19 protein-coding genes are annotated in these 21,054 nt (G+C 70.1%); 11 read left to right on the top strand and 8 right to left on the bottom strand.

All coding sequences use genetic code 11. The annotated features are described in order from the left end of the window. Positions 1-248 precede the first annotated feature (248 nt). Genes ACFQ9V_RS18495 through ACFQ9V_RS18480 form a run of 4 tightly spaced genes read left to right on the top strand, consistent with a single transcriptional unit; the run spans position 249 to position 4,431 of the window. Positions 249-1,463 carry a PotD/PotF family extracellular solute-binding protein gene (locus tag ACFQ9V_RS18495; RefSeq protein WP_382460582.1) on the top strand — a complete coding sequence of 405 codons (1,215 nt, stop codon included), beginning with the start codon at positions 249-251 and terminating at the stop codon, positions 1,461-1,463. After that, the gene (locus tag ACFQ9V_RS18490) at positions 1,463-2,662 is read left to right on the top strand and encodes an ABC transporter ATP-binding protein (protein WP_382460581.1); all 1,200 of its coding nucleotides are present in this window, start codon (positions 1,463-1,465) and stop codon (positions 2,660-2,662) included. The genes ACFQ9V_RS18495 and ACFQ9V_RS18490 overlap by 1 nt, the downstream gene beginning before the upstream one ends. Then, positions 2,663-3,583: an ABC transporter permease gene (locus ACFQ9V_RS18485; protein WP_382460580.1), complete on the top strand. Its 921-nt coding sequence runs from the start codon at positions 2,663-2,665 to the stop codon at positions 3,581-3,583. Beyond that, positions 3,580-4,431: an ABC transporter permease gene (locus ACFQ9V_RS18480; protein ID WP_382460579.1), complete on the top strand. Its 852-nt coding sequence runs from the start codon at positions 3,580-3,582 to the stop codon at positions 4,429-4,431. Before ACFQ9V_RS18485 ends, ACFQ9V_RS18480 begins: the two co-directional genes overlap by 4 nt. Before the next feature lie 83 nt (positions 4,432-4,514). Here the strand turns inward: ACFQ9V_RS18480 and ACFQ9V_RS18475 are convergent, their stop codons facing one another. Next, a complete protein-coding gene (locus ACFQ9V_RS18475) occupies positions 4,515-5,513 on the bottom strand; it encodes an asparaginase (protein WP_382460578.1) in 999 nt (332 codons plus the stop codon). Then, positions 5,510-6,865 carry a 4-aminobutyrate--2-oxoglutarate transaminase gene (gene gabT, locus ACFQ9V_RS18470; RefSeq protein ID WP_382460577.1) on the bottom strand — a complete coding sequence of 452 codons (1,356 nt, stop codon included), beginning with the start codon at positions 6,863-6,865 and terminating at the stop codon, positions 5,510-5,512. Before gabT ends, ACFQ9V_RS18475 begins: the two co-directional genes overlap by 4 nt. Before the next feature lie 38 nt (positions 6,866-6,903). Here gabT and ACFQ9V_RS18465 point away from each other — a divergent pair, with 38 nt between their 5' ends. Beyond that, a complete protein-coding gene (locus tag ACFQ9V_RS18465; protein WP_382460576.1) occupies positions 6,904-7,377 on the top strand; it encodes an OsmC family protein in 474 nt (157 codons plus the stop codon). 190 nt (positions 7,378-7,567) lie between these two features. On the opposite strand, the gene ACFQ9V_RS18460 is transcribed toward ACFQ9V_RS18465, so the two are convergent. The 3 genes from ACFQ9V_RS18460 to ACFQ9V_RS18450 are packed head-to-tail and all read right to left on the bottom strand — an operon-like array spanning position 7,568 to position 10,676. Next, entirely contained in the window at positions 7,568-8,377 is an 810-nt protein-coding gene (locus ACFQ9V_RS18460; RefSeq protein WP_382460575.1) for a lysophospholipid acyltransferase family protein, read from the bottom strand. Between the two features lie 8 nt (positions 8,378-8,385). Then, entirely contained in the window at positions 8,386-9,309 is a 924-nt protein-coding gene (locus ACFQ9V_RS18455) for a hypothetical protein (protein WP_382460574.1), read from the bottom strand. A 20-nt stretch (positions 9,310-9,329) separates the two neighbouring features. Then, positions 9,330-10,676, bottom strand: coding sequence for an aminotransferase class III-fold pyridoxal phosphate-dependent enzyme (locus tag ACFQ9V_RS18450; RefSeq protein WP_382460573.1), 1,347 nt, complete (start codon positions 10,674-10,676; stop codon positions 9,330-9,332). 65 nt (positions 10,677-10,741) lie between these two features. On the opposite strand from ACFQ9V_RS18450, the gene ACFQ9V_RS18445 reads away from it, so the two are divergent. From ACFQ9V_RS18445 to ACFQ9V_RS18425, 5 genes are all read left to right on the top strand, one after another. Further along, positions 10,742-11,716, top strand: a complete 975-nt coding sequence (locus ACFQ9V_RS18445) for an FKBP-type peptidyl-prolyl cis-trans isomerase (RefSeq protein WP_382460572.1) — start codon at positions 10,742-10,744, stop codon at positions 11,714-11,716. Beyond that, the gene (gene dxr, locus ACFQ9V_RS18440) at positions 11,716-12,804 is read left to right on the top strand and encodes a 1-deoxy-D-xylulose-5-phosphate reductoisomerase (RefSeq protein WP_382460571.1); all 1,089 of its coding nucleotides are present in this window, start codon (positions 11,716-11,718) and stop codon (positions 12,802-12,804) included. Before ACFQ9V_RS18445 ends, dxr begins: the two co-directional genes overlap by 1 nt. A 62-nt stretch (positions 12,805-12,866) precedes the next feature. Then, positions 12,867-14,198 carry a M50 family metallopeptidase gene (locus tag ACFQ9V_RS18435; protein WP_382460570.1) on the top strand — a complete coding sequence of 444 codons (1,332 nt, stop codon included), beginning with the start codon at positions 12,867-12,869 and terminating at the stop codon, positions 14,196-14,198. An 86-nt stretch (positions 14,199-14,284) separates the two neighbouring features. Next, the gene (gene ispG / locus ACFQ9V_RS18430) at positions 14,285-15,421 is read left to right on the top strand and encodes a flavodoxin-dependent (E)-4-hydroxy-3-methylbut-2-enyl-diphosphate synthase (RefSeq protein WP_382460597.1); all 1,137 of its coding nucleotides are present in this window, start codon (positions 14,285-14,287) and stop codon (positions 15,419-15,421) included. Positions 15,422-15,465: 44 nt separating this feature from the next. After that, entirely contained in the window at positions 15,466-17,232 is a 1,767-nt protein-coding gene (locus ACFQ9V_RS18425; RefSeq protein ID WP_382460569.1) for a proline--tRNA ligase, read from the top strand. Positions 17,233-17,267: 35 nt separating this feature from the next. On the opposite strand, the gene ACFQ9V_RS18420 is transcribed toward ACFQ9V_RS18425, so the two are convergent. The 3 genes from ACFQ9V_RS18420 to ACFQ9V_RS18410 all read right to left on the bottom strand — a co-directional run bounded on the left by ACFQ9V_RS18420 (position 17,268) and on the right by ACFQ9V_RS18410 (position 20,589). Beyond that, positions 17,268-18,332, bottom strand: coding sequence for an aromatic acid exporter family protein (locus tag ACFQ9V_RS18420; protein WP_382460596.1), 1,065 nt, complete (start codon positions 18,330-18,332; stop codon positions 17,268-17,270). Between the two features lie 43 nt (positions 18,333-18,375). Further along, positions 18,376-19,440 (bottom strand): winged helix DNA-binding domain-containing protein, encoded by a 1,065-nt coding sequence (locus ACFQ9V_RS18415; protein ID WP_382460568.1) that lies wholly within the window; start codon positions 19,438-19,440, stop codon positions 18,376-18,378. Positions 19,441-19,521: 81 nt separating this feature from the next. After that, on the bottom strand, positions 19,522-20,589 hold the full coding sequence (locus tag ACFQ9V_RS18410) for an App1 family protein (RefSeq protein WP_382460567.1): 1,068 nt from the start codon (positions 20,587-20,589) through the stop codon (positions 19,522-19,524). A gap of 204 nt (positions 20,590-20,793) precedes the next feature. Here ACFQ9V_RS18410 and ACFQ9V_RS18405 point away from each other — a divergent pair. Then, the coding region (locus ACFQ9V_RS18405; RefSeq protein ID WP_382460566.1) for a helix-turn-helix domain-containing protein at positions 20,794-21,054 on the top strand (261 nt) is incomplete at its 3' end.

Genomic DNA, 21,054 nt, shown 5'->3' with positions numbered 1-21,054 from the left:
GGGGCCGATTTCGTCAGTTCGTCTCGGTGCTCATCCGCGCGCTGCACGCTGTGTGCGATTTCCCTCGTCTTTCGGACGAATCGGAACGGATTTCGTGACGATCATGTTTCCAAATGGATGATTCGCGCGCTCAAGGGTGCGAATCGCACCGGTCGTATGCCAGGATCGACCCACCGCGGCGGCACAGAGACGTGCTCCGGCGGATCGATCCTCCCGGAACCACCAGATTCACCAGAAGGAGCTCCGCAGTGAAATCCAGGCCACTCCCGAATGACCCGATGATCCGCCAGCTGGTGCAGTCCGCCCGCGCGTCCCAGCTCACCCGCCGCGGTCTGCTGGCCGGTGCGACCGCCGGCGCCGCCGCGCTCGCACTGGCCGCCTGCTCGACCGGCGGCGCGTCGGGCAAGCCGACACCGGCGAAGGACCAGTCGTCCACCGACAAGACGCTCACCTGGGCCAACTGGCAGGCGTACCTCGACCAGGACGCGAACGGGAAGTACCCCACGCTGGAGGCTTTCCAGAAGCAGACCGGGATGTCGGTCAAGTACGACGTCGCCGTCGACGACAACAACACGTACTACGCCAAGGTGAAGGACCAGCTCGCCCTCGGCAAGGACATCGGCGCCGACACGGTGTGTCTCACGGACTGGATGATCGCGCGCTGGATCCGGCTCGGCTACGTCCAGAGCTTCGACGCTTCGGCCATCCCGAACAAGAAGAACCTCACCCCGAACCTGGTGAACGTGGACTTCGACCCCGGCCGCACCAAGTCGCTGCCGTGGCAGAGCGGCTTCGCCGGCATCTGCTGGAACAAGTCGAAGCTCCCGAACGGCCTGAAGTCCATCGACGACCTCTGGAAGCCCGACCTCAAGGGCAAGGTCGGCGTGCTCAGCGAGATGCGCGACACGATGGGCCTGCTCCTGCTGCAGCAGGGCGTGGACATCTCCAAGCACTTCAGCGACGACGACTACAACAAGGCCATCGACACGCTGACCAAGGAGGTCAACGACGGCCAGATCCGCAACATCAAGGGCAACTCGTACCTCAACGACCTGAAGTCCGGCGACACCCTCGCCGCGATCTGCTGGTCCGGCGACATCACCCAGCTCAACGCCGAGGCCGGCGACAACTGGCAGTTCGCCATCCCGGAGGCCGGTGGCACCCTGTGGAGCGACAACTTCGTCATCCCGATCGGCTCGCCCCGCAAGGCCAACGCCCAGAAGCTGATCGACTACTACTACGAGCCGGAGGTCGCCGCCGAGGTCGCCGCGTGGGTGAACTACATCACGCCGGTGCAGGGCGCCAAGGAGGCCGCGGTGAAGATCGACCCGACGCTGGCGGAGAACCAGCTCATCTTCCCGGACAGCGACACCCTGTCGAAGGTCAAGATCTTCCGCACCCTCACGCCCGCGGAGGAGCAGAAGTACCAGACGGCGTTCCAGAAAGTGATCCTGGGGGCCTGATGCCGAAGGGAGTCTTCGCCGAGTCCGGCGCCGACCTGCAGCTCGTCGGCATCACCAAACGGTTCCCCGGCTTCACCGCCATCGAGAGCCTCGATCTGACCATCCCCGCCGGGTCGTTCTTCGCCCTGCTCGGCCCGAGCGGCTGCGGCAAGACGACGACGCTGCGGCTGGTCGCCGGGCTGGAGGAGCCGACGGAGGGCCGCATCCTCATCGGCGGGAAGGACGTCACCAGCACCAAGCCGTTCCAGCGGCCGGTGAACACGGTCTTCCAGAGCTACGCGCTCTTCCCGCACATGACCATCCTGGAGAACGTCGCCTTCGGCCTCCGCCGCCGCCGCATCGGCGACCCGGTCGCCAAGGCGCACGAGGCGCTCCGGCTGGTCGAGCTCGACCACCTCGCGGCGCGGCGACCGTCCCAGCTCTCCGGCGGTCAGCAGCAGCGCGTCGCGCTCGCCCGCGCGGTCGTGAACCGGCCGGCCCTGCTGCTGCTCGACGAGCCGCTCGGCGCGCTGGACCTCAAGCTCCGCCGCCAGATGCAGCTGGAGCTCAAGTCCATCCAGACCGAGGTCGGCCTCACCTTCGTGCACGTCACGCACGACCAGGAGGAGGCCATGACGATGGCCGACACGGTCGCGGTGATGAACAAGGGCCGCATCGAGCAGATGGGCGCGCCGGAGCTGCTCTACGAGCTGCCGTCGACGGTGTTCGTGGCGAACTTCCTCGGCCAGTCGAACCTCTTCGCGGGTCCCGTGCTCGACAGCGCGGGCGACACGCTCGGCGTGGAGGTCGCCGGCCACCGCATCCAGGTGCCGCGGTCGCGCGCCCAGCGCAGCTCCGGCACGGTCACCGTGGGCGTCCGCCCGGAGAAGCTGACGCTGCACGCGGGGGAGCACACCATCCCGTCCGGCGCGAACCGGCTCGGCCCCGGCCGGGTCATCGACGTCTCGTTCAGCGGCGTGAGCACGCAGTACCTCGTGGACGTGCCGGGGATCGGCACCGTGATCGTCTTCGCGCAGAACCTCGCGAGCGGCCCGGCCGCCGGCTTCGGCGACCAGGTCTGCGTGTCGTGGGAGGCCTCCCACACGTTCGTGCTGGCCGACGAGCCGCCGGCCGACGGGAAGTTCGCCGACGACACCGACACGCAGGCGGTGGCGGCGCAGGCGAAGGAGCGGCTGCTCTCCGAGCTGGAGGAGGCGTAGATGGCCATCGCCGCCTTCACCGGGCCTCCCGCCACCCAGGACCAGGAGCCCGCGGCGCGGCGGAAGTCCGGGATCGCACTGGTCCTGCTGCTGCCCGGCGTGCTGTACCTGGTGCTGTTCTTCCTGACCCCGCTGGTCTCGCTGATCATCACCTCGTTCCAGGCTCCGGCGCCGGAGGGCGACATCGGGCAGTACGTCGCGGCGTTCCAGTGGCAGAACTACACCGACGCGATCTCGGAGTACTGGCCGCAGATCCTGCGCTCGTTCGGCTACGCGCTCATCGCCACGGCCGCGGCGCTCGTGATCAGCTATCCGCTGGCGTACTTCATCGGCGTGAAGATGCGTTCCATGCCTGTGCTGCAGAACCTGCTGATGACGCTGGTCATCGCACCGTTCTTCATCAGCTTCCTGCTGCGGACGCTGGCCTGGAAGTCGATCCTCAGCGACGACGGCTTCGTGGCGAGCTCGCTCAAGGCGATCAGCATCCTCCCGCCGGACGCCCACATCACGGGCACGCCGTTCTCGGTCATCTTCGGTCTGACGTACAACTTCATCCCGTTCATGACGCTGCCGCTGTACTCGACACTGGAGCGGCTGGACACCCGGCTGCTGGAGGCGGGCCGCGACCTCTACGCGAGCAACTGGATGACGTTCCGCAAGGTCACCATCCCGCTGTCGATGCCCGGAATCGTCTCCGGGACGCTGCTGACCTTCATCCCGGCCGCCGGCGACTACATCAACGCGTCGCAGGACTTCCTCGGCGCCGCCGACACCTCGATGATGGGCAACGTCATCGAGAGCAACTTCCTGGTGCTGCAGAACTATCCGGCGGCGGCCGCGATGTCGGTCATCCTGATGGCCGTCATCCTGGTGATCGTCGGGTTCTACGTGCGGCGGAGCGGGACGGAGGACCTGCTGTGACGACCACGACGACGACCGCTCGGACCGCCACCCCGGCCGCTCCGCGGAGGCGGTTCCGGTTCCAGGGCCTCGGGCTCGGCGTCTACGCCTTCCTGGCGCTGGCGTTCCTGCTCATCCCGATCGTCTACACGTTCGTGTTCTCGTTCAACGACGCGATCAAGAACAACATCGCCTGGCGCGGTTTCACCCTTCGCAACTGGACGAACGTCTGCGACGCCGCCGGCATCTGCGACGCGTTCACTGCGTCGATCATCATCGGCATCGTCTCGACGGTGATCGCGACGGTGCTCGGCACCATGATCGCGATCGCGCTGATGCGCTACCGCTTCCGGTTCCGGTCGCAGACCAGCCTGCTGCTGTTCCTGCCGATGGCGAGCCCGGAGGTCGTGCTCGGCGCAGGCCTGGCGGCGCAGTTCCTGAGCCTCAGCGTCAACAAGGGCTTCGGGACGATCATCATCGCCCACGTCATGTTCTGCATCAGCTTCGTGGTGGTGACGGTGAAGGCACGCGTCGCGTCGCTCGACCCGGCGCTGGAGGAGGCCGGCCGCGACTTGTACGGCTCGCCGAACGCGGTGTTCTGGCGGATCACGTTCCCGCTGCTGCTGCCGGGCATCCTGTCGGCCGCGCTGCTGTCGTTCTCGCTGAGCTTCGACGACTTCATCATCACGAACTTCAACGCCGGCGCGGTGACGACGTTCCCGATGTACATCTACATCGCGGCGTCGCGCGGCATCCCGGCCCAGGCGAACGTGATCGCGTCGGCGGTCTTCATCCTGACCATCCTGGTCGTGCTGATCTCGCAGCTCACCGCCGCCGCCCGCGCCAAGCGCCTCGCCCGCACCCAGTAACCCTCACCCACCCTGCCGAAGGGCACGTAGTTGTCACTTTTCGAGCCCGGAAGTGACAACAACGTGCCCTTCGGCACCGGGGGTCAGCGGGTGTAGGAGGCGCGGATCTCGCCGACGGGGACGCCGTTGCCGAGGACCGCGAGGTCCAGCTTCGGGGCGACGGCGTCCACCGCGGCGCGCTCGATGGCGCCGGTGTCGGCCAGCAGCGACAAGGCCACGATGGAGGCCGCCCGGAGGCTGCCGTCCAGCACCTTGAGGCTGACGGTCGTGCCGTCCGGCGCCGCCATCACCATGACGCCCTCGGCGCCGAGCTTGGCGAAGACGCCGAGCTCGTCGATCACGACGCTGTTGGCGCGGCCGGGGCCGTCGATGGCCCAGCCGTTGGCGAGCACCGCGGTGCGCAGCACTGCGGCGTTGCGGAAGAGCGCGAAGGGGGAGCCCTCCGACGCCGTGCCGATCCGCTGGATGCCGCGGGCGAGCGCCAGGAGCGACATGGCGTGCACGGGCGCGCCGCAGCCGTCGATCCCAGTCGCGACGACCTTCTCGCCGGTCAGCCGCTCCGTCGTGTCGCGGATGTGCTGCTGCAGCGGGTGCTGCTGGCTGAGGTAGCTCTCCAGCGGCCAGTGGTTCACCCGGCAGGCCAGCAGCATCGCGGCGTGCTTGCCCGAGCAGTTCATGAACACCGGGCTGCGCTGGGCGCCGTCGCGGATCGCGTTCTCGCGCGAAGCGCTGTCGAGCGGCCAGTCGGCGGGGCAGTGCAGCGCATCCTCGGTGAGCTGGGCCTGAGCGAGCAGCCCGCGGACCACCGAGATGTGCGCGGGCGTGCCCGCGTGGCTCGCGGTCGCCAGCACGGCGCCGGCGCCCTCCAGCGTCACGCCCGCGCCCATGACCGCGACGGCCTGGAACGGCTTCAGCGAGGAGCGCGGGAACACCGGCTTCTCCGGCGCGCCGAGGGACAGGACGACGTCGCCGTCCGGGCCGAGTACGACGGCCGAGCCAGCGTGCCGGGACTCGACGAACCCGCTGCGCTCGACGACCGCCAACTCCACCGCTTCCGCGGTTCCGAAGACCTCCGCCGTCACAGTGCGGCGAAGGCGTCGTCGAGGACCGACAGGGCGTCCGCGATGAGCGCGTCGCTCACGGCGAGGCTCGGCAGGAAGCGGAGCACGTTGCCGAAGGTGCCGGCGTTGAGGAACAGGATGCCGCGCTGCGCCGCGTAGGCGATGATGGCGCTCACGGCCTCCGGGTTCGGGACCTTGGTGGTCTCGCCGGTGCCGGGCTGGACGAGCTCGATCGCGACCATCGCTCCGATGCCGCGCACGTCGCCGATGATGTTGTACTTCTGCTGCAGCGTCTCCAGCGCCGGCTTGAGGGCCTTCTCGATGCGCGCGCCGTGGGCGAGGAGGCCGCCCTTCTCGATCTGCTCGAACACCGCGATGGCGGCCGCAGCGGCGACCGGGTTGCCGCCGAAGGTGCCGCCGAGCCCGCCGGGCTGGGCGGAGTCCATGATCTCGGCGCGACCGGTGACCGCGGCCAGCGGGAGGCCGCCCGCAATGCCCTTGGCGCTCAGCACCAGGTCGGGCACGAGGCCGAAGTGCTCGCTGGCGAAGAACGCTCCGGTGCGGGCCATGCCGCTCTGGATCTCGTCGGCGATGAAGACGACGCCGTTGGCCGTGCACCACTCCTGCAGCGCCGTGAGGTAGCCCTCGGCCGGGACGACGAAGCCGCCCTCGCCCTGGATGGGCTCGGCGACGAGGCAGGCCAGGTCGGTCGCGCCGACGACCTTCTCGAGGTAGGCGATGGTGCGCGCGGCCGCCTCGGCGCCGCTGAGTCCGTCGCGGTACGGGTAGGAGTTGGGCGCGTGGTAGACGTCGCCGGCGAACGGGCCGAACCCGGTCGCGTACGGCATCGCCTTGTAGTTCATGGCCATCGTGAGGTTGGTGCGGCCGTGGTAGGCGTGGTCCAGCACGGCGACGGCGCGGCGGCCGGTGTGCTTGCGGGCGATCTTGACGCCGTTCTCGACGGCCTCCGCGCCGGAGTTGACCAGCACGGTCTTCTTGGCGTGGTCGCCGGGCGTGTGCGCGGCGAGCAGCTCCGCGACGCGCACGTACTCCTCGTACGGGGTGATGGTGAAGAGCGTGTGGATGACGTCCTGAAGCTGCTCCGCGGCGGCCGCGACGACCGCAGTCTCGGTGTGGCCGATCGTGGTCACGCCGATGCCGGCGCCGAAATCGACGAACTGGTTGCCGTCGACGTCGACCAGGATGGCGCCGTTCGCACGGGCGATGTACACGGGCAGGGCCGACGACACGCCGGTCGGCACCACGGCGAGGCGGCGCTGATGCAGCTCCTGAGACTTCGGGCCGGGGATGGCGGTGACGATGCGGCGTTCTTGCTCCACGGTGAACGTGGGCGTGCTCAGGGTGTCAGTCATGATGATGGCCAGTTTAGCCGGGGTGCGAGAATCGAACCATGAAGCTCGAGCACCGCTATGCGATCGACCTGCAGTGGACCGGCAACCGCGGGGAGGGGACCAGCGACTACAAGGCCTACGGGCGCGACCACACGGTGAGCACGGAGGGAAAGCACCCCATCGAGGGATCGGCGGACCGCGCCTTCTTCGGCGACCGCGACAGGTGGAACCCGGAGGAGCTGCTGCTCGCCGCGCTCAGCCAGTGCCACATGCTCAGCTACCTGGCGGAGGCCGCGCGGGCTGGCCTCGTCGTCGTCGGCTACACGGACGCCGCGATGGGCGTCATGGAGCAGACGAACAACGGCGGAGGCCACTTCACGAGCGCGATGCTGCGCCCGAAGGTGACGATCGCCGACCCCGCGCAGGCCGAGCTGGCGGCCTCCCTGCACGCCCCCGCGGCGGAGAAGTGCTTCATCGCCGCAAGCGTCAACTTCCCCGTGGGCCACGACCCCGAGACCCTGACCCTCGCCTGACGCGCGCGACATTCGCCACGAATCGCGACACCGCCCCGCCACGACATTCGTGCCGAATGTCGCGAAAGCGCGCCCCTTTCACCACATTCCGCACGAATGTCGACATCACCACATCACCGCATTCGTGCCGAATCGCGCGAATGCGCGCCGCAAAGCGCACATTCGGCACGAATCGCGGCGGGGGAGGGCGCTAGAGGCGCTCGGGGCGGAGGGCGCGTTTCACGCGCTCGACGGTGTTCGCGGGTGGCGACTCGTTGTAGGTGCCGGCGAGCTCCTGGCCGGTGAGGCCGTGGATGGCCGCCATGATCTCGTCGGTTGCCTGCCGCCGCGCGCGGCCGGACTCCGCCGGGCCGTAATGAGCGACGTCGATCGGCTCGCCGAAGGCGATGGTGATGCGGCGCACGCGCGGGAACTTCGCGCCGACCGGCTGCACCTCGTTCGTGCCGATCAGCCCGACGGGGACGACCTTGGCGCCCGTGGTCAGCGCCAGCCAGCCGATGCCGGTGCGCCCCTTGTAGAGGCGGCCGTCGAGCGAGCGGGTGCCCTCCGGGTAGAGCGCGAACGCGGCGCCGGTGTCGATGATCCGGCGGGACTGCTCCAGGGCCTCCTGGGCGGCCTGCCCTGCGCCGCGCTTGACGCCGACCGCGCCGATCGCGGTGAAGAACGACCGCGAGACCGCGCCCTTGAAGCCGGTTCCCTCGAAGTAGTGCGACTTGGCGAGGAACTGCACCCGGCGTGGCGAGATCATCGGGATGACCAGCGAGTCGATGAACGACAAGTGGTTGCTGGCCAGGATGATCTTGCCGTGGCGCGGCACGTTGCGGGCGCCGATGATGTGCGGCCGGTAGATGAGGCGCAGCAGCGGCGCGACCACGCGGCGACCGATGAAGTAGGTCAGTCCAGGGCGCGGGAGGACCTCGTCCTCCGCCTCGTGCCCGTCGTCGGGTGCTGTCTGACTCACAGAACGAGGGTAGTCCCGTTCGTATGCTCCGGGGGGCATGCGTTTCGTCACTCGCCGAACGGCCGGAGCGGCGTGCAGCCCCAGCCTCCCGCGTAGATCAGGCAGGGGAGCTGGAGCCCGGGGTACCGCACACTGCGCGGATCGCCGAACCAGGTGTTGTAGAGCCGCGAGAAGTTGAGGTTGCCGAACGCGGAGCACTTGTCGCCGGGGCCGGTCGGCTGGGCGACCGTCGTCTTGTCGGGCTGGTAGGGCGTGTAGTTGTAGAGGTTCGCCGTCGCCTGGTTGACCACCCTGACCGTGCTCGCCCCGCAGGTGGCGTCCGGGTGGTACTGGATGCGGTTGGCGCCGACCTTGTAGCGCCAGTCGGCCGGGTGCGCGGTGTACTCCCGGAACTGCCAGGCCGCGCGGTAGAGCTGGTTGAAGAAGCCGAAGTAGCGGGTGTCACAGGCGGCGGTGTCCGGGCACGCGTACCCGGTGGCCTTCTGGTAGCCGCTCGCGCTCGGCGTGGTGAGCAGCGACTGCTCCTTCTGCAGCAGCACCAGGAGGACGCGCGGGCTGATGGTGCACGCCTGCGCGATCCGCACGATGATGCTGCTGGCCCGCTCGCCCTTCCGCGCCGGGAGGGCGGCGCAGCGCTCGGCCGAGGCCGGGGTGCGCGGCACGTCCATGCGGAAGTCCGCCAGACACGGGGAGGCGTCCTTGGGGGTGCAGGTGCGGGTGTCCAGGAAGTGCTGCACCTGGCCGGCCGTCATCGCGTACGGGTTGTAGAAGCTGTCGTCGCTGATGATGTCGCCCGGATCGAAGGCCGGCTGGGGCTTGGCGACGAGCGGCGCCGCTGCCCCCGGTGCTGCCGCCGCCCTGGCGTCCTCCACCGGCGTGCCGCCGACCGCGGGCAGCGCCGCGAGGACCGCCGCGGTCACGAGGACCGCGGCGGCGAGCCGTCTGAGGGACGGGCGCGGGGGCAGGCGCATGGGCTGGCGTCTCCGGGCGGTCAGCCGAGCCGGCCGAGCGCCTCTTCGATGACGGTGGCCGCGTCGTCGATCAGCTCCTCGCTGATGACGACGGACGGCAGGAGCCGCAGGACGCTGTCCCAGCTCCCGGCGTCCAGCGGGATGACGCCGTTGGCGGTCGCGTGCGCGAGCACGGCTTTCAGCGCGTCCGGGTTGGGCTTCTTCGTGCCGGGCACGACGAGTTCGATTCCGAACATCGCGCCCACGCCGCGGACCTCGCCGACGACGGGGAACCGCTCGGCCCAGTCGCCGATCCGCGCCCACAGCGCCGCCTCGACGCGCTTCGCCTCGGCGAGCAGGTCCTCCTGATCGAACGCCTCGAAGACCGCGAGCGCGGCGGCGGTGGAGACGGGGTTGCCGCCGAACGTGCCGCCGATGCCGCCGGGCTGGACCGCGTCCATGATCTCGGCGCGGCCGGTCACCGCCGCGAGCGGGAAGCCGCCCGCGATGCCCTTGGCGGAGGTGATCAGGTCGGGCACGACGCCGTGGTGCTCGATCGAGTACCAGGTGCCGGTGCGGCCGATGCCGGCCTGGATCTCGTCGGCGACGAAGACGATGCCGTTCTCGGTGCAGTACTCGGAGAGGCGCGTGAAGTAACCGGGCGCCGGGATGATGACGCCGCCGTCGCCCTGCACCGGCTCCACGAACAGTGCCGCGAGCTCCGTGGCGCCGATGTGGGTCTCGATGTAGTCGATGGTGCGCTCGGCGGCCTCCTCGCCCGTCATCCCCTCCGGGTCGCGGAACGGGTAGCTGATCGGGAGGCTGTAGATCTCGCCGGGGAAGGGCCCCATGCCCGCGCGCTCCGGCCAGGGGCGGTAGGTCATCGCCATCGTCAGGTTGGTGCGGCCGTGGAACGCGTGGTCCAGCGTCGCGATCGCGCGGCGGCCCGTGAACTTGCGCGCGATCTTGACCGCGTTCTCGACGGCCTCCGCGCCGGAGTTGACCAGGATGCTGTGCTTCTCGAAGTCGCCAGGCGTGATCTCGGCCAGCTTCTCGGCGACGCGCACGTAGTTCTCGTAGGGCGTGACCGTGAAGAGCGTGTGGGTCAGCTTCGCGGCCTGCTCGGCGGCCGCCGCCGCGACGGCAGGGTGCGCGTGGCCGATGGTGGTCACGCCGATGCCGCAGCCCAGGTCGATCAAGCGGTTGCCGTCCACGTCGACCAGGATCGCGCCGGAGCCGGACTCCATGTAGATGTTCGCAAGCGTTCCAGCGCCCCGGCTGACCGACGCGACACGGCGCTGCTGCAGCTCCACCGAGCGCGGGCCCGGGAGCTCTGTGACGACGTGGCGGGACTGGGGGACGGAGAAGTCGCGGGTCATGACCTCCATCGTATGGGCGTTGTTCAAGCGCCCGTTCAGCGGGGACAGAGGTGGATGGGGCAGACTGGCTCCTCGTGCGCAGATCCCTTTCCGTCCTCACAGCCGCCCTCGTCGTCGCCGGCCTCGCCGCCTGCAGCTCCTCGTCGCCCAGTCCATCGGCGTCCAGCACCGCTGCGGCCGCAACCTGTCAGAACGTGAAGTCGGGGTCCTCGTCCGACTCGATCAAGGTGTCCGGCGGCTTCCTGAAGACCCCGGACGTGACGGTCCCCGCGCCGCTGAAGACCAGCGACGTGGAGCGCACGGTCGTCATCAAGGGCAAGGGCGCTGAGGCCAAGGCCGGCTCCAGCATCGACATCGCCCTCGCCGCCTACAACGGGACCACCGGCAAGAGCCTCACGACCCCGGCCGGCTTCGACGGCCAGGCCACCCAGTCCATCACCGTCGACGACAAGACCTTCGTGCCCGGGCTCGTGCGCGCGGTCGAGTGCCTCCCGGTCGGCTCGCGCGTCGTGCTCACCGCCCCGGCCAAGACGGCCTTCGGCAACGCCGACATCTCGCAGCTCAAGCTGACCGCGAAGGACACCGTGGTGTTCGTCGCCGACATCGCCGACATCGCCCCGACGCGCGCGAACGGCAAGGCGGTCGCGCCGACCCCCGGCTTCCCGACGGTGAAGGACGACGCCAAGACCGGCGAGCCGAGCATCACCATCCCGAAGGCCGACCCGCCGACCGAGACCAAGATCGCGGTGCTCAAGCAGGGCGACGGCGAGGTCGTGCAGTCCGGCGACACCGTGACCGTCCAGTACAAGGGGGTGCTCTGGAGGAACGGCCAGATGTTCGACTCGAGCTGGAGCCGCAACCAGGTCGCGACCTTCCAGACCACCGGCGTCGTCAAGGGCTTCCAGAAGGCCCTGGAGGGCCAGAAGGTCGGCTCGCAGGTGATCGCGATCGTGCCGCCGGCCGACGGCTACGGCGCGCAGGGTTCCGGAGCGATCAAGGCGACCGACACAATGGTGTTCGTGGTCGACATCCTGAAGACGAGCCGCTGATGCCCGCGCGCCGCGTCGTCATCCTCGGGTCCACCGGCTCGATCGGCACGCAGGCGCTCGATGTCATCGCGGCGAACCCCGGCCGGTTCGACGTGGTCGGGCTGACCGCCGGGCGCAACGCGGACCTCCTCGCCGAGCAGGCGGAGCGGTTCGGGGTGCGCGACACGGCGCTCGGCGCGGACGACGCGGTGCGGCTGCTGCACTCCGTGCAGGCCGACGTGGTGCTCAACGGCATCACCGGCTCGGTCGGGCTCGGTCCGACGCTCGCCGCCCTGGAGACCGGGGCCATGCTGGCGCTCGCCAACAAGGAGTCGCTGATCGTCGGCGGCGCGCTGGTCAAGCGGGGGGCGGCGCCCGGCCAGCTCGTACCGGTCGACTCCGAGCACTCGGCGCTCGCGCAGGCGCTCCGCTCCGGGACGGCAGACGAGGTGCGGCGCCTGGTGCTCACCGCGTCGGGAGGGCCTTTCCGCGGCCGCTCGCGCGAGTCCCTCCGCGACGTCACGCCCGCCCAGGCGCTCGCGCACCCCACCTGGGACATGGGGCTCGTCGTCACGACCAACTCGGCGACGCTCGTCAACAAGGGCCTGGAGGTCATCGAGGCGCACCTGCTCTTCGATGTGCCGTACGACCGGATCGACGTCACGGTGCACCCGCAGTCCGTCATCCACTCGATGGTGGAGTTCGTGGACGGCTCGACCATCGCCCAGGCGTCCCCGCCCGACATGCGCCTCCCGATCTCGCTCGGCCTCGGCTGGCCCGACCGGGTGCCGGGAGTGGGCGCGCCGCTGGACTGGACGCAGGCCCACGCCTGGACGTTCGAGCCGCTGGACGGCGAGGCGTTCCCCGCCGTGGCGCTCGCCAAGCGCGTCGGCGTGGCGGGGGGGACCTACCCTGCGGTCTTCAACGCGGCCAACGAGCAGGCGGTGGCGGCGTTCCACGCGGGCTCGATCGGCTACCTGGACATCGTGGACACAGTGGAGCGCGTCGTGGACGAGCACGAGCCGGCCGGGGAGCTGACGCTGGAGTCGCTGGCCGAGGCCGAGCGGTGGGCGCGCGCGACCGCCGACGCCCACCTCGCCGGCCGGTAGGGGACACGCCCCGCATAGGAACCGTGCGGCTGTCTCCAAGAGTCCGCGACTAGCCTGTCCACGTGGATTCCGTGCTGCTCTTCGTCCTGGGCGTCGTCATCATCCTGGTGGGCGTCGCTGTCTCGATCGCGCTGCACGAGATCGGCCACCTGGTGCCGGCCAAACTGTTCGGCGTCAAGGTCACCCAGTACATGATCGGGTTCGGCCGCACGCTGTTCTCGTTCAAGCGCGGCGAGACCGAGTACGGGGTCAAGGCAATCCCGCTCGGCGGCTACATCTCGATGATCGGGATGTTCCCTCCCGGCAAGGACGGCGGCGCCGGCCGCAACGCGACCACCGGCTTCATGCAGGCGATGGTGCAGGACGCCCGCACCTCCAGCGCCGAGACGGTGGGGGAGGGCGAGGAGGACCGGACCTTCTACCGCCTGCCGGTCTGGAAGCGCGTCGTCATCATGTTCGGCGGGCCGTTCATGAACCTGCTGATCGCGGTCGTCCTGTTCGGCGTCCTGCTGATGGGGTTCGGGACGCCGCAGAACTCGCTGACCATCGGCACCGTCAGCCAGTGCGTCCAGCCGACCACGAGCGCCGCTCAGGCGTGCGGCACCGACGCGAAGCAGGGTCCCGCCGCGGCGGCCGGCCTCAAGCCCGGCGACACCATCGTGAGCATCGGCGGCCAGAAGATGACCTCCTGGGCGCAGTCCACGACGATCATCCGGCAGTCCGAGAACACGCCGCTGACGGTCGTCCTCCGTCGCGACGGCCAGGACCGGACCGTCGTGCTGACGCCGATGACGAACACCGTCGCCAAGCTCGACGCGAACGGGCAGGCCGTGAAGTCCGCAGGGGGCAGCACCGAGACCGTGAAGGCCGGCTTCGTCGGCATCGGCCCGGTGCAGGAGCTCGTCCCGCAGCCGATCACGTCCGTCCTCCCCGCGGTGGGCGCACAGACGACCGCGGTCGTCGGCGTGATCATCCACCTGCCGCAGCGCATGGTGGACGTCTGGAACGCGGCGTTCGGCTCCGGCCAGCGCGACCCGAACGGCCCGATCAGCCTCGTCGGCGTCGGCCGCGCGGCGGGGGAGCTGACCGCCCTCGACGGCGTGCCGGTGGTCGACAAGGTCTACACGATGATCGGCATCCTCGCCTCGCTGAACATCGCGCTGTTCGTGTTCAACCTGATCCCGCTGCTGCCGCTCGACGGCGGGCACATCGCGGGCGCGCTGTGGGAGGGCTTCCGCCGCTCCATCGCGAAGCTGTTCAAGCGCCGCGATCCCGGCCCGGTGGACATGGCCAAGCTGATGCCGTTGACGATGGCCGTGGTCGTCGTGCTCGGCGGGATGAGCCTGCTGCTGATGTACGCGGACATCGTCAAGCCGGTCAACCTGTTCGGCTGACCGCCGCATACCCGGCGTTCACCCGGCGCCCAGCCGTCTCCCACTCGGCCGCGTAGGATTGTCGGGTGGCAGCAATCAACCTGGGGATGCCCAAGGTCCCCGAGACCCTCGCACCCCGTCGCAAGTCCCGTCAGATCCGTGTCGGAAAGGTCCTGGTCGGCGGCGACGCCCCGGTCAGCGTCCAGTCCATGACCACGACGCCGACGACGAACATCAACGCGACCCTCCAGCAGATCGCCGAGCTGACGGCCTCCGGCTGCGACATCGTGCGCGTCGCCGTGCCGAGCCGCGACGACGCCGAGGCGCTGCCGATCATCGCCAGGAAGAGCCAGATCCCGGTCATCGCGGACATCCACTTCCAGCCCAATTACGTCTTCGCGGCGATCGACGCCGGCTGCGCGGCCGTGCGCGTCAACCCGGGCAACATCCGCAAGTTCGACGACCAGGTCGGCAAGATCGCCGCCTACGCCAAGGCCGCGGGCGTCTCGCTCCGCATCGGCGTCAACGCCGGGTCGCTGGAGCCGAGCCTGCTGCAGAAGTACGGCAAGCCGACCGCCGAGGCGCTCGTCGAGAGCGCCGTCTGGGAGGCCAGCCTCTTCGAAGAGCACGACTTCCACGACTTCAAGATCTCGGTCAAGCACAACGACCCGATCGTGATGGTCAAGGCTTACCGCCAGCTCGCCGAGCGGGGCGACTGGCCCCTCCACCTCGGCGTGACGGAGGCCGGTCCGGCCTTCCAGGGCACCATCAAGTCGGCGACCGCGTTCGGCATCCTGCTCTCGGAGGGGATCGGCGACACCATCCGCGTCTCGCTGTCCGCGCCGCCCGCCGAGGAGGTCAAGGTGGGCCTGCAGATCCTGCAGTCGCTCAACCTCCGCGAGCGCAAGCTGGAGATCGTGTCCTGCCCGAGCTGCGGCCGCGCCCAGGTGGACGTCTACACGCTCGCCGACAATGTCACCGAGGGCCTGCAGGGCATGAGCGTGCCGCTACGCGTCGCGGTCATGGGCTGCGTCGTCAACGGCCCTGGCGAGGCCCGCGAGGCCGACCTCGGCGTCGCCAGCGGCAACGGCAAGGGCCAGATCTTCGTCAAGGGCGAGGTCATCAAGACCGTCCCCGAGGCCGAGATCGTCGCGACCCTGATCGAGGAGGCGAACCGCATCGCCGCCGAGATGGAGGACGCGCAGGTCGCCGCCGGCGAGCCAACGGTCACCGTCGGCCACTGACGCCCGCGGCGGGCGCCGCATCACCGCACCACTAACATGGAACGGTGCCTACTCGCCTGACGAACTACTTCCTCCGCACCCTCCGTGAAGACCCCTCCGACGCGGAGGTGACCAGCCACAAGCTCCTCGTGCGCGCCGGCTACATCCGCCGCCAGGCGCCGGGCATCTTCGCGTGGCTGCCGCTGGGGCTGCGGGTCAAGGCGCGCATCGAGCAGATCATCCGCGAGGAGATGACGGCCGCGGGCGCGCACGAGGTGCACTTCCCCGCGCTGCTGCCGCGCGAGCCCTACGAGGCCACCGGTCGCTGGGAGGAGTACGGCGACGGCATCTTCCGCCTCAAGGACCGCAAGGGCGCCGACTACCTGCTCGCCCCGACGCACGAGGAGGTCTTCACCCTGCTGGTGAAGGACCTCTACTCCTCGTACAAGGACCTGCCGCTGTCGATCTACCAGATCCAGGACAAGTACCGCGACGAGGCGCGCCCCCGCGCCGGCCTGCTGCGCGGCCGCGAGTTCACCATGAAGGACGCGTACTCGTTCGACTACACGGACGCGGGCCTCGACACCAGCTACATGGCGCAGCGCGACGCCTACGAGCGCATCTTCAGCCGCCTGGGCCTCGACTACGTCATCGTGCAGGCCGACGCCGGTGCGATGGGCGGCTCCCGCAGCGAGGAGTTCCTGCACCCCACCCCGGTCGGCGAGGACACCTTCGTGCGCTCGGACGGAGGCTATGCGGCGAACGTGGAGGCCTTCACCACCCTGGCGCCGCCCACGCGCGGCTATGAGAAGCTGACGCCCCAGGAGGTGCTCGACACTCCGAACACCCCCACCATCCAGACCCTGGTCGACGTGGCCAACGAGAAGCACCCGCGCCCGGACGGCCGGGCCTGGACCGCCGCGGACACCCTCAAGAACGTCGTCCTGGCGCTCATCCACCTGGACGGCACGCGCGAGCTCGTGGTCGTCGGCCTGCCCGGCGACCGGGAGGTCGACCTCAAGCGCGCCGAGGTCGCCTTCGCTCCGGCCGAGATCGAGGCCGCGACCGAGGACGACTTCCGCAAGCACCCCGGCCTGGTGAAGGGCTACATCGGCCCCTGGTCGGCCGAAGGCCCCGTGCTCGGCGAGGAGGCCTCCACCGGCATCCGCTTTGTCGTCGACCCGCGCGTGGTCGACGGCTCCGGCTGGATCACCGGCGCCAACGTCGAGGGCAAGCACGTCTTCGGGCTGGTCGCCGGACGCGACTTCGCCTGGGACGGCACCGTGGAGGTCGCCGAGGTCAAGCCGGGCGACGCCGCTCCGGACGGCTCCGGCCCCGTCGAGCTCGCGCGTGGCATGGAGATCGGCCACGTCTTCCAGCTCGGCCGCAAGTACGCCGAGGCACTCGGGCTGAAGGTGCTGGACGAGAACGGCAAGCTCGTCACCGTGACGATGGGCTCCTACGGCATCGGCGTCACCCGCATCCTGGCGATCATCGCCGAGGAGAACAACGACGACAAGGGCCTGGTCTGGCCTGCGGCCGTCTCCCCGTTCGACGTGCACGTCGTCGCGGCCGGCCGCGAGGCGGTCGCGTTCGAGGTGGCCGAGCAGGCCGCCGCCGAGCTGGAGGCCGCCGGCCTGGAGGTGCTGCTGGACGACCGCCCCAAGGTGTCGCCCGGAGTGAAGTTCGGCGACGCCGAGCTCATCGGCATCCCGCGCGTGCTCGTCGCCGGCCGCGGCGCCGCCGACGGCGAAGTCGAGCTGTGGGACCGCCGCACCGGCGAGCGGGCGACCCTGCCGCTGGCGGAGGCCGTCGCGGCACTCACCGCCTGATCGACATTCGCGACGCCGCCTGACCGCACCGCGGTTCAGGCGGCGTCGTCGTCTCCGGTGATCTCCGCGTGGATGCGGCGCAGGTCCTCCATGAGCGAGCCGATCAGCACCCAGTGCCGCGGGTTCGGCGTGCTGATGACGAGCGGCGCCGTGAGCACGGGGATGCCCGCCGTCTCGGTGCCGGGCTCCACGACGGCTGCGTCGGGGTCGCGCGACAGCAGCCGGAGGTCGTGGGCGGAGCGCTCCAGCTCGTCCGCGATCGCCGCGATGGTCGGCTCGTCGGCGAGGCTGTCGTCGTAGTGGTCGTGGAACGCCCGGGTCATGCCCAGCGAGCGCGTGATCAGCGGCCGCAGGCGCGCGAAGAGCTGCTGGTCGTGCTCCAGGACGACGCGGTGCTTGGCCTGCCGCGGGTTGAGGGTGAGGCTCTCGTCGGCGGAGGTGAGCGCGGCCTCCGCCTTCTTCTCCATCGGCCGCAGCAGGCGCGCCTCGATGAGCAGAGCGTCCCGCTCACCGGACGTCGGCCGGCTGGTCAGGGCGACGGCGAGCCGGTCGAGCGTGGCGGCGATCTCCCTGCCGAGGTCGAGCACCGCCGTGCGCGCAGGGACGGTGAGCACGGGCGGGACGATGGCGATGTTGACGATGACGCCGATCGCCGCGCCGAGCACGGTCTCCACGATGCGGGCGACCGCGTACTCGGAGTTCGTGGCGCCGAGCGAGAGCACCAGCATGACGCTGATCGGGATCTGGTTGGCCGTGCCGGGCGTCAGCTTGAACGCCCACGCGATCACCAGGGAGGCGACGATCGCGAGCAGCACGATCCAGGTGTTGTCGCCGAAGACCAGGCCCACCCCGTACGCGATGACCACGCCCAGGATCACCCCGAGCGAGCGCTCGAGGGCGCGCCCGACCGACTGGTTCACGCTCGGCTGCACGACGAGCAGCGCGGCGATGGTCGCGAACACCGGGAGCTCGCCCGGGAAGATCAGCGTCGCCAGGCCCCAGGAGATGATCATCGCCGTGGCGGTCTTGGCGACCTGGAGGAACGGGGTGCGGGTGGTCGAGCGGATGTTCACGGGGAGGGACAGCTTGACCCGGGACATCGAACGCACGACTCCAGCGTAGCCGTGCGGCCGGTGCGGCGAGTCAGGCCGCGAAACGCCGGTACGCCGCCGCCGCGCGCTCGGCGGCACGCTGCTGGCCCGCGGTGAGCGGCGCGAACGACTCGATCTCCACTGCTGCACGCCGCCAGGTCCCCACCACCCGGCCGCGGGCGACCAGGATCGGCTGGAAGACGCCGTTGCCGCCGGGGACGATGCGCTCGAAGTGGTCGTCGTCCAGCACGAGGTCGCGCTGCTGATAGCCGAGCAGGTACTCGTCGAAGGCCGGGAGGAGGTGGACGGCCTCCCGCTCGCTCCGGCTCTCTGCGAGTCCCGCTGCACGGTCGGCCAGCTCGGACGTGAGCAGATACTCCACGCCGTCGACCTCGAGCGCGGTGATCGCGTCGCCGAGGACGGCGCGCGCGGTCTTGGCGCCGGCGACGGTGCCCTTGGTCCACCAGACGAAGTCCTTGACGGTCGCGGGACCGTGGCCGTGGAGGTAGCGGAGCAGGAACTCGCCCAGCGCCTCGTCCGGTTCGAGCTGCCGGGAGTGCGGCGCCCACTCGTCCAGCAGCACCAGCGCCTGCTGCGTGCGCAGCGTCGGACCCCAGCAGATCAAGCCGGTCTGGGCCAGGTAGTAGATGAGGTGGTAGCCGCGCTGGCCCGCTGTGGCGATGCCGTTGGCCTCCCACAGCGCCATCAGCTCGGCGCGGCCGATGCGCCCGCCGCCGGCGAGGGCCTCGGTGACGAGGTCGCGGGCGCGGGCGAAGTCGGGCGTGTCGAGCTCGAGCTGGCGGTGCCGGGCGGTGAGGCCGGCGATCATGCGGCCTGTGGTGACGCCCAGCATCCAGCGGAGGTCCTCCGGCGGGACGAAGTGCAGTGTGCCGCGCATGGGCCAGGAGCGGACGATCCTGCCGGCGTCGAGGTCGGCGAGGACGTCGGCGCGCGTCGAGCCGGTGGTGCGGAGGCCGAGGGCCCAGGATCCCGCGGCGAAGTCCTGCGCCTGGACCGCGAGCATGCGCCGTGCGACGTCGGCGGGGGAGGCCTCGCGGTCGCCGTCGATCGCGTGGGCGAGGCGGCGCAGGCGCAGCAGGTCGGCGCGGGAGGTCATGGACTCAGTCTGGCCCAGACAGCGGACAGCTTCTGTCCTGAATGGGGGCCGGGGACGGGGAGGGGAACAGCGACGACGGACTCAGGGCAGCAGGCCGTGCTCTTTGAGCTGGTCGCTCAGTCCGGCGCCGTCGGGGGCGTAGACCCACGGCGCGCCGGAGATCTCGCTGTGCTTCTCGGCCTTCGACCGGCCACCGGCCAGCACGGCCTCCCCGTTGGAGAGCTGCCGGATGGCGACGCCCGCCACATTGCCGGGGTGCTCGGTCGTGAACTCGCGGTAGAGCGACTCGTCGTGCTGACCGTCGTCGCCGATCAGCAGCCAGCTCAGCCCGGGGAACTCGTCGGCCAGCCGGGCGAGGCTGGTGCGCTTGTGCTCGCGGCCCGAGCGGAAGAACCGGTCGTGCGTCGGGCCCCAGTCGGTGAGCAGCAGCGGGCCTGCCGGGAAGAGGTTGCGCGAGAGGAAGCGCGTGAGCGTCGGCGCGACGTTCCAGGCGCCGGTCGAGAGGTAGATGACCGGGGCGCCGGGGTGAGCCGCCGCGAGCCGCTCCAGCAGCACCGACATCCCGGGCGTGGGAACCCGCGCGTGCTCGTCCAGGACGAAGGTGTTCCACGCGGCGAGCAGGGGCCGGGGGAGCGCGGTGACCATCACGGTGTCGTCCACGTCGGAGATGATTCCGAAGGTGGCCTTGGGGTCGACGATGTAGACCGGCGCCTCGAACACCCGAGCGGACTCCGGCGTCGTGAGCCGCACGGTGTGCAGGCCGGGCTTGAGCTGGACGGGCAGGACCGTGTCGATGACGCCGCCGCGGTCCGGCTGCACCTCGTGATGCGCTCCGTCGACCGTGATCGTGACGGTGACGTCGCCGACCGGGACGCTGATGAACGAGCGCCAGCCGCGGATGGACTCCTCGCGCTTGCGGTGCTTGCGCTCGGCGCGGCTGCCGGGCCGCGGCTCCTTCGCCAGCACGACCCTGCCGAGGATGCGCACCCAGGTCGGGGAGCCGTAACCGGCGTACGGGACGACGGTCGCCAGGAAGCCGCGCTTGCGTGCGCGGCGGGCTCGGAACTGGTGGAACGCGTCCTCGACGCGCGCGGCACGGTGCATGATCGGGTCGACGCTCGCGCCGCGCTTGGCTCGGGTGGCAGTCATAGATGTTCCAGTTTCTCACGGAGTGAAGGTTCACTCAGACGCAGCCCCCAGATCTGGGGTGAGGATTCTTCGGTGTGTCGGAGGAATTTCCCCGACAAAGGTGAGATTTCCACAATATGATCCAAAGAGCGCGACGGAATGGACCGTCGCCGGGCTGGGGACCCGCACGCGTATCGTGGAACAGAGAAAGAAGGAGTCGCCCTCGTGCCCATCAACGACCTGGTCGCTGCACAGAACACCGCCGGAGCGCCGCTCGTGCGGACGGAGCCGATCCAGGAGCGCAGTGCCGCCCGGATCGACGCCCTCCTCGACGCCGCTGCGGAGGTGGTGGACGAGATCGGATTCGACCGCCTGACGACCGCAATGGTCGCCGAGCGCGCCGGCGCGTCCATCGGCACGGTCTACCGGTACTTCCCTGACCGCATCGTGCTGCTCCAGGCGCTGCGCGACCGCGCGCTGCTGCGC

It is taken from the genome of Leifsonia sp. NPDC056665 (genome assembly GCF_042791795.1).
In the GTDB taxonomy this organism is placed as follows: Bacteria; Actinomycetota; Actinomycetes; order Actinomycetales; family Microbacteriaceae; genus Leifsonia.
This window is presented reverse-complemented; position numbering and strand designations above follow the sequence as displayed.